At 68.3% G+C, this 16,490-nt stretch carries 12 protein-coding genes; 6 read left to right on the top strand and 6 right to left on the bottom strand.

Annotated elements, in window-relative coordinates; genetic code table 11:
- Positions 1-40: 40 nt before the first annotated feature.
- From tsf to D456_RS0110820, 5 genes are all read left to right on the top strand, one after another.
- Positions 41-877, top strand: coding sequence for a translation elongation factor Ts (gene tsf / locus D456_RS0110840; protein WP_017576202.1), 837 nt, complete (start codon positions 41-43; stop codon positions 875-877).
- A gap of 149 nt (positions 878-1,026) precedes the next feature.
- On the top strand, positions 1,027-1,779 hold the full coding sequence (gene pyrH / locus D456_RS0110835) for a UMP kinase (protein ID WP_026115759.1): 753 nt from the start codon (positions 1,027-1,029) through the stop codon (positions 1,777-1,779).
- 56 nt (positions 1,780-1,835) lie between these two features.
- The gene (frr, locus tag D456_RS0110830; protein WP_017576200.1) at positions 1,836-2,393 is read left to right on the top strand and encodes a ribosome recycling factor; all 558 of its coding nucleotides are present in this window, start codon (positions 1,836-1,838) and stop codon (positions 2,391-2,393) included.
- A gap of 3 nt (positions 2,394-2,396) precedes the next feature.
- On the top strand, positions 2,397-3,332 hold the full coding sequence (locus tag D456_RS0110825; RefSeq protein WP_017576199.1) for a phosphatidate cytidylyltransferase: 936 nt from the start codon (positions 2,397-2,399) through the stop codon (positions 3,330-3,332).
- An 83-nt stretch (positions 3,333-3,415) separates the two neighbouring features.
- Complete coding sequence (locus tag D456_RS0110820) at positions 3,416-4,597, top strand: pyridoxal phosphate-dependent aminotransferase (RefSeq protein ID WP_040699081.1); 1,182 nt, start codon at positions 3,416-3,418, stop codon at positions 4,595-4,597.
- A 115-nt stretch (positions 4,598-4,712) separates the two neighbouring features.
- Here the strand turns inward: D456_RS0110820 and D456_RS0110815 are convergent, their stop codons facing one another.
- Entirely contained in the window at positions 4,713-5,756 is a 1,044-nt protein-coding gene (locus tag D456_RS0110815; protein WP_152442535.1) for a YeiH family protein, read from the bottom strand.
- Between the two features lie 70 nt (positions 5,757-5,826).
- Here D456_RS0110815 and D456_RS0110810 point away from each other — a divergent pair, with 70 nt between their 5' ends.
- Entirely contained in the window at positions 5,827-6,753 is a 927-nt protein-coding gene (locus tag D456_RS0110810) for a LysR family transcriptional regulator (RefSeq protein ID WP_040699079.1), read from the top strand.
- 288 nt (positions 6,754-7,041) lie between these two features.
- Here D456_RS0110810 and D456_RS0110805 read toward each other — a convergent pair whose 3' ends face one another.
- From D456_RS0110805 to D456_RS0110785, 5 genes are all read right to left on the bottom strand, one after another.
- Positions 7,042-8,274, bottom strand: a complete 1,233-nt coding sequence (locus D456_RS0110805; protein ID WP_230479940.1) for a heparan-alpha-glucosaminide N-acetyltransferase domain-containing protein — start codon at positions 8,272-8,274, stop codon at positions 7,042-7,044.
- A gap of 154 nt (positions 8,275-8,428) precedes the next feature.
- Positions 8,429-10,594, bottom strand: coding sequence for a 1,4-alpha-glucan branching protein GlgB (gene glgB / locus D456_RS0110800; protein WP_040699093.1), 2,166 nt, complete (start codon positions 10,592-10,594; stop codon positions 8,429-8,431).
- Positions 10,595-10,918: 324 nt separating this feature from the next.
- Entirely contained in the window at positions 10,919-12,304 is a 1,386-nt protein-coding gene (locus tag D456_RS0110795; protein ID WP_017576193.1) for a maltokinase N-terminal cap-like domain-containing protein, read from the bottom strand.
- Positions 12,297-14,150, bottom strand: a complete 1,854-nt coding sequence (gene treS / locus D456_RS23965; RefSeq protein WP_017576192.1) for a maltose alpha-D-glucosyltransferase — start codon at positions 14,148-14,150, stop codon at positions 12,297-12,299. Before treS ends, D456_RS0110795 begins: the two co-directional genes overlap by 8 nt.
- 89 nt (positions 14,151-14,239) lie before the next feature.
- A complete protein-coding gene (locus D456_RS0110785; RefSeq protein ID WP_017576191.1) occupies positions 14,240-16,210 on the bottom strand; it encodes an alpha-1,4-glucan--maltose-1-phosphate maltosyltransferase in 1,971 nt (656 codons plus the stop codon).
- Positions 16,211-16,490 lie beyond the last annotated feature (280 nt).

Below are 16,490 nucleotides of genomic sequence, written 5' to 3'. Positions count from 1 at the left end.
CGTCCATCACAGACTTTCACTTCCGAGGGAAACTCCGACAATGGCGAACTTCAGCGCCGCGGACGTCAAGAAGCTGCGCGACATGACCGGTGCGGGCATGATGGCCTGCAAGAAGGCCCTGAACGAGGCCGACGGCGACTTCGACCAGGCCGTCGAGGCCCTGCGCATCAAGGGTGCCAAGGACGTCGGCAAGCGCGCCGAGCGCACTGCCGCCCAGGGCACCGTCGTGCTCAAGCAGGAGAGCGACAGCAAGGCCACACTGGTCGAGCTCAACTGCGAGACCGACTTCGTCGCCAAGAACGACCAGTTCATCACCCTGGCCAACGAGGTCGCCGACTTCGTCTCCGCCCAGAGCAGCGTCGACCTCGACACGGTCATGGCCGCCGAGATCGAGTCCGGCAAGAGCCTGCAGGCCTACATCGAGGGCAAGAGCGCCGTCATCGGCGAGAAGCTGCAGCTCAGCAACATCGCCAAGTTCGAGGGCGCCTACATCGCCACCTACCTGCACAAGTCCGACCCGGACCTGCCCCCGACCATGGGTGTCCTGGTCGAGCTGGACAAGGCGGACGAGCAGATCGGCAAGGACCTCGCCCAGCAGATCGCCGCGATGGCTCCCCAGTACGTCAGCAAGGACGACGTCCCCGACGAGGTGGTCGAGCGCGAGCGCGGCATCGCCGAGCAGACCACCCGTGAGGAAGGCAAGCCGGAGCAGGCCATCCCGAAGATCGTCGAGGGCCGCCTCAACGGTTACTTCAAGGAGGTCACCCTGCTGGGCCAGCCCTCCGTCAAGGAGAACAAGAAGACGGTGCAGAACGTCGTCGACGAGGCCGGCGTGAACGTCAAGCGCTTCGCCCGCTTCAAGGTCGGCCAGGCCTAGGAGCACTGGGATGATGGAGGTGCCGGGGAGAGGGCTCCCCGGCACCTTTGGTGGATCAGGGCGGTTTACGGCACCGCAGAGGGCCGGCCGTGACAGATGAACTCGGGGGACCCGTGCCGCTCGGGGACGACAAGGGAGGCCTCAGGCCGATGGAAGAGACGAACACCGAGCCCGAAATGCACGATCTCGGTTGGAAACGGGTCATGCTCAAGCTCTCCGGGGAGGCGTTCGCGGGCGGCGGCGGTCTGGGGATCGATCCCGAGATCGTGCAGTACGTTGCCGAGTCCATCGCCGAAGCGGTCTCCGAGGGCATGCAGGTCTCGGTGGTCGTCGGCGGCGGCAACATGTTCCGTGGCGCGGAGCTCACCGAGGGCGGTATGGAGCGCGGCCGGGCCGATTACATGGGCATGCTCGGAACCGTCATCAACTGCCTGGCACTGCAGGACTTCCTGGAGCGCCTGGGCGTGGACACCCGCGTGCAGACCGCGATCCACATGAGCCAGGTCGCCGAGGCCTACATCCCGCGCCGTGCCGTCCGACACCTGGAGAAGGGCCGTGTGGTCATCTTCGGTGCCGGTCTGGGCGCGCCCTTCTTCTCCACCGACACCACGGCCGCTCAGCGCGCGCTGGAGATCGGTGCCCAGGCAGTGCTCAAGGGCACCCAGGTCGACGGGGTCTACGACTCCGACCCGCAGCGCAACCCCGACGCGGCCAAGTTCGACAAGCTCAACTACAACGAGGTCCTCACCCGCGGCCTGAAGGTCATGGACGCGACCGCGGTCAGCCTGTGCATGGACAACGGCCTACCGATCGTGGTGTTCGACCTGATGAGCCAGGGCAACATCCTGCGTGCGGTACGCGGTGAGAAGATCGGCACCATCGTCGGCCCGTCCGGGCTCTGACGACGGGCCGCTGGGCCACCTAGCCACGAACACCAAGTAGTTCCGGGAGCGCCACAATGACTGAAGAAACCCTCCTCGAGGCCGAAGAGAAGATGGAGAAGGCCGTCGGGGTCGCGAAGGAGGACTTCGCGACCGTCCGTTCGAGCCGTCCCACCCCGGCGACCTTCAACAGGATCACCGTCGACTACTACGGTGCGACCACGCCGATCCACCAGCTGGCCTCGTTCTCGATCCCCGAACCGCGCATGGTGGTCATCTCGCCGTTCGACGTGAGCGCGCGGAGCAACATCGTCAACGCGATCCGCAACAGTGACCTGGGTGTGAACCCGTCCGACGACGGCCAGGTCATCCGCGTGGTGTTCCCGGAGCTGTCCGAGGACCGCCGCAAGGAGTACGTGAAGGTCGTGCGCACCAAGGCCGAGGACGCCCGTGTCTCGATCCGCAACGTGCGCCGTCGCGCCAAGGACACCTTCGAGAAGGCGGTCAAGGCCGGCGATCTCGGTGAGGACGAGGCCCACCGTGCACAGACCGAGCTGGAGGAGCTGGCGCAGAAGTACGTCGCCACCGTCGACGAGCTGCTCAAGCACAAGGAATCGGAACTCCTCGAGGTCTGATCAGTGACGACACCTTCCCGCGGCTCCGGAGGTGGCGATCACTCGCCGGAGCACAGACCCGACGAGGAATCGCCGACCGATTCCGACCAGGCCGACGGGCAGCGTTTCGTGCTGCACAAGCCGGGGGGCGAGCCGGTGCGCACAGGCCGCAACCTCCCGGTGGCCATCGCGAGCGGCGTCGTGCTCGGCGCGCTCGTGCTCTTCTCCATCTTCCCGTGGCCACAGCTGTTCACGGCCATCACGTCGATCGCGGTCCTGCTGGGGCTGCGCGAGCTCAACCGGGCCTTCGCGCGCAAGGACGTGCACTTGGCCGTGGTGCCGCTGGCCGTGGGCGGTGTGGCGATGCAGTCCGCCGCCTACTTCGGTGGACCCTCGGTACTTCTGGGGGCGACTGCGGTGACGGCCCTGGTCACCCTGTCGTGGCGGTTGCGCGGGGGAGCGGACGGCTTCGCCGCCGCCTCCGCGGCCAACATGTTCACCGTGGTGTACCTGCCGTTCCTGTTGGCGACCTGGCAGCTGCTCATCGCCCACCCCGGCGACGGGCAGTTCTGGTTGATCACCTTCATCGTGGTGACGATCTCCAGTGACATCGGGGGATATTTCGCCGGAATTCTGCTGGGCAGCCACAAGATGGCCCCGGTGATCAGCCCCAACAAGACGTGGGAGGGCTTCGGCGGTTCGGTACTGGGCTGCGCGGTCGCCGGCGCCCTGTGCGTGACGTTGATGCTGGACGGGTCCTGGTGGGTCGGTGTGGTCCTGGGCCTGGCGGTGGTGGCGGCCGCGACCGTCGGCGACCTCATCGAGTCGCTGCTCAAGCGCGACCTCGGTATCAAGGACATGGGCCGGTTCATGCCGGGCCACGGCGGCATCATGGACCGTATGGACTCGTTGCTTATCGCGGGTCCCGTGGTGTGGGTGGTGCTGAGCCTGCTGTTGTGAACACCCGCGTCCGACAGCGGACGGGTGGAACGGGGGCCGACCAGGGTTGTCGGCCCCCGTCGTGCTGTCGGTACGCTCGAGAGGTGGATGAACCGCTGATCGAGAGAATGCGCTCCTACGGCGAGACGATCTTCGCCGAGATGACGCGCCTGGCCACCGAGACCGAGTCGGTCAACCTCGGGCAGGGCTTTCCCGACACCGACGGGCCCCGCTCTCTGCTGGAGGGTGCGAACCGCTACGTGCTCGAGGGGGTGAACCAGTACCCGCCCGGACCCGGCAGGCCGGAGCTGCGCGAGGCCGTGGCGCGGTACCGCAAACGCCACCACGGCATCGAACTCGACCCGGAGACGCAGGTCTACGTCACCGTCGGTGCGACGGGCGCCCTGGCGGCCTCCCTGCTGTCCCTGGTGGAGCGCGGCGACGAGGTCCTCGTCTTCGAACCGATGTACGATTCCTACGCTGCCCTGATCAGTCTGGCCGGGGGAGTGCGCAGGACGGTGCCGCTGCGCCGTGACGAGGCAACAGGGCGCTTCACGCTCGACCCCGGAGAACTGCGCTCCGCTGTGGGGCCCCGTACCCGGGTGATGATCGTGAACACGCCCCACAACCCGACCGGCGCGGTCTTCGACGCCGACGAGCTGGAGGAGATCGCGAAGGTCTGCCGGGAGAACGACCTCATCGCGGTCACCGACGAGGTGTACGAGTTCCTGACCTTCGACGGTCTGCCGCACGTGCCACTGGCGACCCTGCCGGGCATGGCCGAACGAACCCTGTCGATCTCGTCCGTGGGCAAGACCCTCGCGGTGACGGGGTGGAAGACCGGGTGGGTCATGGGTCCCGAACCGCTGGTGCGGGCCGCACGCACGGTCAACCAGTTCCTCACCTTCTCGGCCAACGGGGCGTACCAACTGGCGATCGCCGACGCCCTCGAGGCCGAGGAGAACTGGATCCTCGATCAGCGTGACGCGCTGCAGCGCAAGCGTGACCGACTCGCCGAGGGACTGGTGGAGGCCGGTTTCGACGTGCGCCCCTGCGAGGGCACCTACTTCCTCATGGCCGACATCCGGCCCCTGGGTTTCTCCGACTGCGAGGAGCTGGCCCGGGCCCTGCCCAGCGAGGCAGGTGTGGCGGCGGTGCCCGCATCGGCCTTCTACGACCACGAGGAGGAAGGCGCCCACCTGCTGCGCTTCGCTTTCTGCAAGCGCGACGAGGTCCTGGACGAGGCACTCGTGCGCCTGCGCCGCTGGCACGTCGGCCGCAGCTGAGCGCAGGCCGGGCACAGGTGCTCCAGACCCGTCGCCGGGTCCCTGGGCAGCCCCGCACCCGGACACCGAGTGCGGGGCGCGTGGCCCGTCCGGACCGGCAGCCCGACCGAGGGCACTACTGGGCCGAGCTGCCCCCGAGGGCCTGCGGCAGTAGTGCTGCCGCGCCGCCGATGGTCAGGATGATCAGTGTCGACGCCGCGCCGAGGACAGCCGGCCGCCCGCCGACCCGGATCAGCGAGGGGACGTGCACGCTGAGGCCCAGGGCGAACATGGCCGTGGAGAGCAGGAGGGCCTGGATGTACTCCATGGCTCGGCCGACCGTCTCAGGGACCCACCCGAGGCTGCCCAACGCCACGCAGGCGATGAAGCCCACGACGAACAGCGGGACCAGCGGCGGCCGCCGCCCGCCCTCGGTCGTTTTCGGGCCCTGTGTGTGATTTTGTTGCCTACGCCGTTGCGACCAACTGATACCGGCCAGCACCGGTGCCAGCATGAGCACTCGTGCCAGTTTCACCGTCACGGCGATCACCAGAGCCCCGCCGCCGACGGCCCCGCCGGCCGCGACCACTTGGGCGACCTCATGGGTCGACAGACCGATCCACAGCCCGCTCTGTTGCGCTGTGAGCCCGAGCAAGGCTGCCAGGGCCGGCATGAGCGCAATCATCCCGGTGCCGAAGACCACCACCATCGCGATCGCGGAGGCCACGTCTTCTTCGTCGGATTCGGTCACGGAATCCGTCCCTGCGATGGCCGCGGCCCCGCAGATCGAGAAACCTGAGGCCATGAGGAGCCGTTGGTTCAGCGTCATCCGCAACCACCTTCCGACCACCATGGTGGCCCAGAAGGTCAGACCCACGGACGTGACGATCGCCGTGAGCACCCACGGGCCGAGCCCCAGGACCACCCCCACCGGGATCTGCAGTCCCAAGAGCACGATGCCCAGGCGGAGCACCCGCTTGGCCGCGAAAGCCGTCCCCGGATCGAGGAACTTCGGATAAGGGGCCAGGTTCCGCCAGAGAATCCCGAGGAAAATGGCTACGACCAATCCACTCACGGCAGGAACGGGGCCGGCGACGGCCAGGCTCAGTCCGCCCACGGCGAGGCAGACCATGAGTCCGGGCAGCAAAGGGCTGACGGATACGCGGGGGAATCGAGACATAACCCCAGCGTGGAACAGCGGCTGTTTCGACGGTAGTGGGGGATCCGGTATGGCAGCATATGGTGAAGATATGAGTCATGCCGTGGACTGGATACAGGTGCCCACCCTGAGGCTGCTGGTGGCGTTGGAGGGTTCACCGTCAGTCGGAACAGCCGCACGTAACGCCGGCATTGCTCAGCCGAACGCCTCCCGTGCCATCGCTCTGCTCGAACGGCGTACCGGCCTCAGGGTCATCGAACGCTCGCCACGCGGGTCGTTCTTGACCCCCGACGGTCGCCTACTGGCGTCGTGGGCCCAGGAGGTCCTGGACTCCTTGGAACGGTTCGCGCTGGGGGCGCAGGCACTGGCCGGAAGCGGAAACGACAAGATCGCCGTCGGAGCCTCACAGACGATCGCCGAATACATGGCACCACTCTGGATCAGCAGGCTCAAACGGTCTCATCCGAACGTCACCGTGATGCTCCACATGCACAATTCCGAGCAGGTGCTCGAAGGCGTCACCGACGGCCATTTCGACATCGGGTTCATCGAGTCCCCACACGTGCCCGGGCACCTGCATCAGACCGTGATCCGTGATGACACGTTAGAGGTCGTCGTCGCTCCGGATCACCAATGGGCGGGCTTGGCCGACCGCTGCGAGGCGATCAGCCTCGAGCAACTCGCCGGGACCCCCTTGGTGACTCGGGAATCAGGATCCGGTACACGTGCCCTCGTCGACGAAGTGCTCAGCTCTCAAAGGCGCGCGCAACCGGTGACAGAGCTGAACAGCACGTCGGCCATCATTCGGGCGGTGCGCGAGAAGGTCGGCCCCGCTGTGCTGAGTGGTTTGGTGGTCGAGGAGGAGATCAGCAGCGGACACCTCGTGCCCGTGCCTGTTCGAGGAAGCCCGTTCGTACGCTCGCTACGGGCCGTGTGGGCCGGCCCGACACATCCGGTCGGCTCGGCGGCCCATCTGCTCGAAGCCGCCTTCCGTCCCAAAGACCCGGCGAGGGCCTGACGGGCGTGGTTCCTGGCATTATTACCCTCGCCAAGGGATCGACCGCCATACGGGACGAGGACGTCTCCGCGCCCGAGGACCCTCAGTAGGCCCGTGCTCTGATCGGCCATGTGCTCCCCTTCACTCGTGTGCAGGAGGACACCCAAACACGCTCGGGGTGCTGGTGGAAGGGGGCACGGGCCGTCGATCCCCGGGTCCGGGCCGCGCCTGCGCCGAACCGCGGCCCCGCCCGGCAGGCCCGCAGAGGTGTCCGGTGCCGGGGCCGCCATGGGCCGGACGAGGGGTGGCCTACGTGTCGGCCCCGGAACCCCGTGACGGCCGCGCGCCCGGCACCACGGTCCTACTCGCCGTGGACACCAGTGCCTCCACGGGCCCGCGCCCCACGATCTTGTGCCAGGCGAGACCGAACACGAGCGAACCGACCATGAAGACCTCGGGCATCGTCCCGTCCAGCCACCGGGCGGGCACACCCGCGGTGTGGTCCAGGTTCGCCTGCCACACCATGGCCAGGCCGTGTGCCACGTACACGGTCAGCGACATCGTCCCTGTCGCGATGAACGGCCTCAGCAGCCGCGGTAGGTGGTCGGCCAGGTACAGGCACACCACGAGCACCGTCATGGCCAACCCGGTACCACCGACGATCTCGGGGGTCGTGGCGGTGTGCGAGGCACTGGAGAGCAGCCACCGGGCGTCGTCGGTGGGCAGCGGCCCCTGGTACTCCTCACGCGGCCCCAGCTCCTCGACGAGCCGGTAACTCACCCAGGCGTGCCAGGAAGCGCGGTAGGCGACGGAGTTCAACAGCAGCCCCAGAGCCGCGATCCCCAACCGGACCGTGTGCGAGCGCAGGTCCAGGCGGCCCACGGCCAGGCCGGCGAGCACGACCGCCACATAGCTCAACGCCGGGTAGAGCCCGTAGACCGCCAGGTCCAGCAGCCCCTGCTCCAGGAGGACGTGCCCTGGTGAGGACCGGTTCCAGGCCTGAGTGAACTCGAAGAACCACCCGCCCACGTCGTTGGAGCGCCGCAACGCGAACAGCAGCTGCGGCCCCACGATCACGGAGGTGACGGCGACGGCCGCGCTCCACCTCGCGTCGAGTCGCAGGAACGGCAACGTCAACAGGAAGTACAGGCCGTAGTAGGTGATGATGACCGTCAGCGCGGCCTCGGTGGGGGCCACGACCGAGGTGAGTGCCCATCCGATGAGCATCAACACCACACCGCGTACCGCGATCCGGCCCGAGGTCACGTGCCCCCGGCTGCCGCGGTGCGGTTCGCGCGCTCCGGAGGCGAGGGCCAGCGACACCCCGGCCAGGAACGTGAACAGGATCGTCGATCGTCCCCAGGCCGCCTGGTGGGTCAACCAGGCAGTCACGGTGTTCTCGGGGATGAACGGGACACTGAAGTGCACGAGCAGCATGCCCGCGATGGCCACCCAGCGGGCCAGGTCCACCCCCTCCAACCGTGGCCGGGCCCCTTTCAGGGCAGGGGAGGGCGGGGCAGCGGGGTAGCGGGGCGCAGTCATGGACCTTACTGGGAACGGGACGATCGGGGGTACGAACCTCCGTAGAGTAGTGACCCGGGCGCACTCCTCGCGACACATGTAGGAGTCCTGTGTTCCGGGCTACCGCCGGAGGGCCCCGGGAACCGAAGGTCCCGAGGCCCCTCCCCGAAGGGGTTCACCCCTGCGGCTCGAACCAGATCGCGGACAACGGCGGCAGCGTGACCCGTGCCGAGAACGGCTGCCCGTGCCACCCGGTCCCCTCGGCCTCCACGGCCGACGGCGCCGGGTGCCCCGACCCGCCGAAGCGGGTGTCGTCGGTGTTGAGGACCGTGTTCCACCGGCCCGCGCCCGGCAGCCCGATGCGCCAGTCATCGCGCGGCACCGGCGAGAAGTTCACGGCGCAGGCCAGTACAGAGCCCTCCTGCCCCGTCCTCAGGTAGGAGAGCGTGTTGCCCTCGTGGTCACCCCCGTCGAGCCAGGTGAACCCGGCCGGGTCGGTGTCCAGCGACCACAGCGCCTCACGCGGGCGGTAGGCGTCGTTGAGCTCCTTGACCAGACGCTGGGCCCCCGAGTGGTGATCGAACTGCAGCAGCCACCACGGAACGCCCTCCTCGTGCGACCACTCGTCGCCCTGGGCGATCTCCCCGCCCATGAACAGCAGCTGCTTGCCCGGATGCGACCACATGAAGCCCAACAGCGCCCGCACGTTGGCCACCCGCTGCCACTCGTCCCCGGGCATCTTGTTGAGCAGGGACTGCTTGCCGTGCACCACCTCGTCGTGCGACAGGGGAAGAACGTAGTTCTCGCTGTAGGCGTACATCATCGCGAAGGTGATGTCGTTGTGGTGGTACTTGCGGTGGACCGGCTCCTTCTTCACGTACTCCAGGGAGTCGTGCATCCACCCCATGTTCCACTTGAGACCGAACCCGAGCCCGCCCAGGTCGACCGGTGTGGTCACCCCCGTGTAGGCGGTGGACTCCTCGGCGATCATCACCGCGCTCGGGTTGCGCCGGTACACGACCGAGTTGAGCTCCTGGAGGAAACCGATCGCCTCCAGGTTCTCCCGGCCGCCGAAGGCGTTGGGCTCCCACTGCCCGGAGTCGCGCGAGTAGTCGAGATAGATCATCGACGCGACCGCGTCCACGCGCAGCCCGTCGATGTGGAACTCCTCCAGCCAGTACAGGGCGTTGGCGACGAGGAAGTTGCGGACCTCGGTCCGACCGTAGTTGAAGATGAGCGTGCCCCAGTCGGGGTGCTCGCCCCGGCGCGGGTCCGGGTGCTCGTACAGCGCGGTCCCGTCGAACCGGGCCAACGCCCAGGAGTCCTTGGGGAAATGAGCGGGGACCCAGTCCAGCAGCACACCGATCCCCGCCCGGTGCAGCGCGTCCACCAGGTACCGGAACCCGTCCGGGGTCCCGAACCGCGGCGTGGGAGCGAAGTAGGAGGTGACCTGGTACCCCCACGAGCCGTCGAAGGGGTGTCCGGCCACGGGGAGGAGCTCCACGTGGGTGAACCCGTGCTCGGCCACGTACTCCACGAGCTGTTCGGCCAGCTCCTCGTAACCCAGCCCCGGACGCCACGAGCCCAGATGCACCTCGTAGACACTCATCGGTGCCCGGTGCGGCTCCGTGCCCTTACGGGCCGACATCCACTCCTGGTCGCCCCACACGTAATCGGACTCGGTGATCACCGACGCCGTCGCCGGCGGCATCTGTGTGGCCCGCGCCATCGGGTCGGCCTTGTCGTGCCAGTGGCCGTCCGCGCCCAGCACCTGGAACTTGTACAGGTCGCCCTCGCCCGGGCCCGGGACGAAGAGTTCCCACACCCCGCTCGAGCCGAGGCTGCGCATCGGGTGGCCGACACCGTTCCAGTAGTTGAAGTCGCCGATGAGCCGCACTCCGCGCGCGTCAGGCGCCCACACCGAGAACCGGGTGCCCTCGACCTCACCCGCTCGGGTGGAGGGGGTCTGCGGGTGCGCGCCCAGGACGTTCCACAGCTCCTCGTGCCGGCCCTCACCGATGAGGTGCAGGTCGAGCTCGCCCAGGAAGGGCGCGAAAGTGTAGGGGTCGGCGCTCAGGTGCTCCTGTCCGTCCTCCTCGTAGCGGGCGGCCACGCGGTACTCGGCCGGGGACCCCAGCGCCTTCTTGGTGACCTTGCCGGAGAAGACGCCCCGGTGCAGATGGGGGAGTTCGACCCGCGAGCCGTCACCCAGGACGGCGTGCACGCTCAGCGCCCCCGGCCGCAGGACCCGCACGACCGTGCTGCGGCCCTCGGAGTGTGCACCCAGCACGCCGTGCGGATCATGGTGGTGGCCGTCGACGACACGGTCGACCTCGGACAGGAGCCCGGGGGAGGGCTCGGCCGGACGGCGTGTGCGCGCCGCCGGTGCCTTCCCGGCACCGTCCGCGGCCCGGTGCGCCGTCGCAGTGCTCTTCGCGCCGGCGGAACCCTGGCCGCCGGCGGTCTTCTTCGCGCCGGTCCTCGACGTGGAGGTCGCGGCGCGCTCGTTCGGCTGTCGTTCTTCGCGTGACGGGGACAAGACGGCTCCGTGTGTGGTTCTCGGTTGTGGACAGTGCTCGTGTTCGGGAGGAAGAAGGTCGTCGGGGAGGGAGGAGAGCGGTGCGGTCACGGGGCCGTACACGGCCGCCGTGACCGCACGCCGGGGTCAGCCCGGCACCGAAGCAGCGACCGCCGAGGCGATCGAGTCCAGTGGGACCCGCAGCCAGTTCGGCCGGTTCCGGGCCTCGTACAGCACCTCGTAGACCGCCTTGTCGAACTCGAAGGCACGCAGAGCGACCAGGTGCTTGTCCGGGTCGATCCCGCCGCCGTCGGCGTAGCCGCGGCAGAAGGCCTCCCGGTTGTGCCGGGCCCAGACGCGGGCCGACCGTTCCAGGTCGGGTTCGCCCGGATGGTCGATGAGCAGGTATCCGGCCGCGTAATCGAAGGACCGCAGCATCCCGGCCACGTCCCGCAACGGGTTGGACAGACGCCGCCGGTCCTGCACCGGCATCGTGGGTTCCCCCTCGAAATCGAGCAGGACCCATCCCCGCTCCGGGCGGATCACCTGTCCCAGGTGGTAGTCGCCGTGCACCCGCTGGGTCGGCAGCGGCCCGTCCACCTGGGAGAAGTCGGAGTAGGCCGACATCACGCTCTGGGCGTGCTCGGCCAGTTCCGGGACCTCGGCGGTGGCCATCGCCAGGCGTTCGACCATGGCCTCGGCCAGGTCGGAGATCTCGTCCAGCGAGAGCACGTCCGTCGGCAGGGTCTGGGACAAGGAACGGTGCACCTCGGCGGTGGTACGCCCCAGCAGCGCAGCCTCCTCCGCGAAGGCCGCCTCCCGTTCCCGGGTCGCCCCGGCGAGCAGGGAACGCACGTTCGCGGTCGCCATCACCCAGCCGTCGGTCGCCTCGGGCACGAAGGTCTGCAGCATCGCGAGCGTGGTCGGGGTGGGCGAGCCCGGAAGGTCGGCCTCGATCCACCCGCAGGGTTCGGCCACGTAGGGCGACCCCGACAGGGCCGTGTTCAGCTCCAGGTCCGGGTTGGGGCCGGGCCACAGCCGCCGGAAGGTCTTGAGCACGTGGTCGCGGCCGAAGACCAGCGAGGTGTTGGACTGTTCCCCGGTCAGCAACCGGCCCGGTGCACCGGTGCGCAACCGCGCGCCGGGCAGGGTACGGAAACGCACCTCCGAGCGGCCCCCCGGCTCCGTGTCGGTGAAACGTTCCAGCAGCAGCGCGGTGAGTTCCTCGTCGTGAGCGGCGTCGTAGACCACCTGCGGGCGGCCGCCGAAGACCTGGCACACCCCGATGGCCGTGCGGGCCAGGTGGGCGGGCAGTGTCCGCGGTGGGCGCGACCCCAGCATGATCTGGTACCGCGAGGTCGTGCCGCGTTGGCCCGCCTCCAGGACCAACAGATCGAGGTCGGGCCCTTCGGGACCGGCCGACAGCAGTTGGTGGCGGCTCAGGATGCGCAGCCGCCGGAGCGGGATCCCCTTGCCGGAGAACCACCGCTGCCGGGGCAGCCAGACGGCCAGGAGTTCTTCGAGTTCACACATGTCGGACCGGCCCGCTTTCCTGGCTGCTGCGTGCACTGGCTCCGGCCGCGGGAAGGCCGTAACCGGGCAGGCCCCCGGCCTCGGAACGTGTGGCCTCCTCGGACGGGAGAGGCGGGAGCTGGAACCAGTAGAACCCGTGTCCCGGCAGGGTCAGCAGGTACGGCAGTTCGCCGATCTCGGGGAAACGGGCCCCGCCCACACACTCGACCGGGCTCACCCCGGCGTGCCGGGACAGGTCCAGTTCCACGGGTTGCGGGTACTTGGACAAGTTGTTCACGCAGAGCATCCGGTCGTCGCCGTCCTCGCGGAGGAAGGCCAGCACGCTCGGGTTCGTGGCGTCGAGCTCGGAGTAGGCCCCCGTACCGAAGACGGGATGGCGTTTGCGGATCTGGATCATGCGGCGCGTCCAGTGCAGCAACGAGCCCGGGTTGTCGACCTGGGCCTCGACGTTGACGGCCTGGTACCCGTAGATCGGGTCCAGGACCAGCGGCAGGTACAGTCGGCCCGGGTCGCTCTTGGAGAAACCGGCGTTGCGGTCCGAGCTCCACTGCATCGGGGTGCGTACCGCGTCGCGGTCACCCAGCCAGATGTTGTCTCCCATGCCGATCTCGTCGCCGTAGTAGAGCACCGGCGAGCCCGGAAGGGACAACAGCAGGGCGTGGAAGAGCTCGATCTGGTCGCGGTCGTTGTCCAACAGCGGGGCCAGGCGTCGGCGGATCCCCACGTTGGCGCGCATACGCGGTTCCTTGGCGTACTCCGCGTACATGTAGTCGCGTTCCTCGTCGGTGACCATCTCCAGGGTCAGCTCGTCGTGGTTGCGCAGGAAGATCGCCCACTGGCAGTTCTCCGGGATCTCCGGGGTCTGGGCGAGGATCTCCGAGATCGGGAACCGCCGCTCCTGGCGTACCGCCATGAACATCCGCGGCATCAGCGGGAAGTGGAAGTTCATGTGGCACTCGTCGCCGCCGCTCTCGTGGTCGCCGAAGTAGTCGACGACGTCGGCGGGCCACTGGTTGGCCTCGCTCAGCAGCACCCGGTCCGGGTAGAGGCGGTCGACCTCGGCGCGTACCTGCTTGAGGAACTCGTGCGTCTCCTTGAGGTTCTCGCAGTCGGTGCCCTCGCGCTCGTACAGGTAGGGCACCGCGTCCAGCCGGAACCCGTCGATACCCAGGTCCAGCCAGTACCGCAGGACCTCCAGGATCGCCTCCTGCACCTTCGGGTTCTCGTAGTTCAGGTCGGGCTGGTGCGAGAAGAAACGGTGCCAGTAGTACTGGCCGCGGACTTCGTCCCAGCTCCAGTTCGAGGTCTCGGTGTCGACGAAGATGATCCTGGCCTCTTCGTAGCGGTCGGGCGTGTCCGACCAGACGTAGAAGTCGCCGTAGGGCCCCTCGGGGTCCTCCCGGGAGGCCTGGAACCACGGGTGCTGGTCACTGGTGTGGTTCATGACCAGGTCGGTGATGACCCGGATGCCGCGGCGGTGGGCCTCGTCCAGCAGCTCCACGAAGTCGGAGGTGCGACCGAACTCCGGGAGGATCTTGAAGTAGTCCGAGATGTCGTAACCGCCGTCCTTGAGCGGTGACTCGTACATCGGCAGCAGCCAGACGCAGTCGATGCCCAACCACTGGAGGTAGTCCAGCTTGCTGGTCAGACCGGCCAGGTCTCCGGTGCCGTCGCCGTTGGAGTCGAAGAAGCCCCGGGCGAGCACCTCGTAGAAGACGGCGTGTTTGTACCAGTAGGGATCGCTGGAACCGCCGGAGGACATCAGTGGTCCGGTGGCGGATCCGGTCGCCGGGGCCAGGGGACCGTGTCCGGTGTGGTGGCCGGGTCCGGGCGCGTCTTTGCTCATCTACTGCTCCCCACCAAAATGTTCGACGTCGGTTCAACGGGCGTCTTCCGGGTGCGGGCCCGAATGCCGGCCGGGCCGACCCGGAGGCCTCATCTGCCGTTGGTGGTGAACACGTGTGCGGGCCCGGTCGCAGGGTCGAGACGCACGTAGTTGTGCGCTCGCCACGTGTAGGTGCGGCCGGTCAGCTCGTCGGTCACCCTGATGTCCTCCTCCCATGCGCGGCCGATGGACGGCAGATCCAGGTGCACCGTCGCTTCGTGGGCGTGGTGCGGGTCGAGATTGACGACGGCGATGACGGCGTCGTCGGGGGCTCCGGGCCCGTCTCCGGGCCGGTGTTTGGAGAAGCAGATGAGCTCGGGCCGATCCACGTGGTGGAAACGCAGGTTGCGCAGCTCCCGGAGGGCCGGGTGCTCACGACGGAGCCGGTTGAGTGCGGTCAGCAGGGGCGCGATCGTCTCCCCGGAGGCCTCGGCGGCCGCCCAGTCCCGGGGCCGGTACTGGTATTTCTCCGAGTCGAGGTACTCCTCGCTGCCGGGGCGCACCGGGGTGTTCTCGCACAGCTCGAACCCCGAGTAGATGCCCCAGGTGGGGGATGCCAGCGCGGCGACGACGGCCCGGGCCTCGAAGGCGGGACGCCCTCCGTGCTGGAGGTAGGCGTGGAGGATGTCGGGTGTGTTGGTGAACAGGTTGGGGCGCAGGTGGTGGGCGCTCTCCCGGCTGAGCTCGGTGAGGTACTCGGTGAGCTCTTCCTTGCCGTTGCGCCAGGTGAAGTAGGTGTAGGACTGGTGGAAACCGACCTGGCCGAGGGTGCGCATCATCGCGGGCCGGGTGAAGGCCTCGGCCAGGAACAGCACGTCGGGGTCGGTTTCGGCCACGTCGGCGAGCAGGCGCTGCCAGAACACGACCGGTTTGGTGTGCGGGTTGTCGACGCGGAAGATGCGGACCCCGTGGGACATCCAGTGCCGCACCACTCGCAGGATCTCCGCGTACAGGCCCTCGAAGTCGTGGTCGAAGCACAGCGGATAGATGTCCTGGTACTTCTTGGGCGGGTTCTCCGCGTAGGCGATGGAACCGTCGGCGCGCTGGACGAACCATTCGGGGTGCTCTGTCACCCAGGGGTGGTCGGGAGAGCACTGCAACGCCAGGTCCAGGGCGATCTCCATGCCGTGTTCGCCTGCCTCGGCGACGAAGGCGTCGAAGTCGGCGAGGGTTCCCAGGTCGGGGTGGACGGCGTCGTGGCCGCCGGCCTCCGAGCCGATCGCCCACACCGATCCGGGGTCGCCGGGGCCCGCGGCGAGGCCGTTGTTGGGCCCCTTGCGGTTGCTGGTACCGACCGGGTGGACCGGCGGCAGGTAGACCACGTCGAAACCCATGTCAGCGATGGCGGGCAGGCGTTTGGCGGCGGTGGCGAAGGTGCCCGAGAGCTCTTGGCCGGGGACCGTGTCGACCTGGGCGCCCTCGGAGCGGGGGAAGAACTCGTACCAGGAGCCGAAGAGGGCGCGCTCGCGGTGCACGGCGACGTGCACCTTGCGTGAGCGCGTGAGGAGTTCGCGCAGGGGCGCGTGTTCCATCGCTGCGACGGCGTCCTCGTGGAGACCGGCGGCGAGGCGTTCCAGGGGCGGTCGGCCGGTGTCGCGCAGCTCCCGTGCCGCGCGCTGCAGAGCCGGGTCGCGTGGCACACGGCGTCCGGCGCGGGCGAGCAGACGGGCGCCCTCCTCCAGGACGAGCTCGGTGTCCTGGCCGAGAGGGACCTTGATCCCGGCGGTGTGCCGCCAGGTGAGGAAGGGGTCGTGCCAGGCCTCGACCGCGAAGGACCACCGGCCTTCACCGGGGAGGCTGATCTCGGCCTCGAACCGGTCGCTGCCGGGGTGGTGTTCGTGCATGCGGACGAGGGAGGTGCGCCGGCCTTCGGGAGAGTACAGTGCCACGCCTGCGGAGAGGGTGTCGTGGCCCTCGCGGATGATGGTGGCGCTCACGGTGAAGCGTTCTCCGGGAACTGCTTTCACCGCCCCCAGGTCATTGGAAGGGAACAGGTCGAGGATGGGCAGGCGTCCGATCACTGGCTACACCGCAATTGTCATGGTTCGGGCGATTTCTGGAAGCGCGATGGTTTCCGGGGAGCAGAAAATGTTCGACGGGATGTGAAGCGGGGTGGATTGGCGGGACGGGCCACATCTGTGCTGTCCGGATCACGGAGCTGCTGCCCACCGCTGCCCATCGTCGGCCCTTACCTGCTGTTCGTACTGTCATCGAGGCCGGGGTGCGTCCGTGACCTTGGTCACACTTTGTCTGTGCCCATGAACTTGGTATTTGTGAGGTTTCACCTGGGTAAACTTCACA

Source organism: Nocardiopsis kunsanensis DSM 44524 (assembly GCF_000340965.1).
Classification (GTDB): Bacteria; Actinomycetota; Actinomycetes; order Streptosporangiales; family Streptosporangiaceae; genus Nocardiopsis; species Nocardiopsis kunsanensis.
This window is presented reverse-complemented; position numbering and strand designations above follow the sequence as displayed.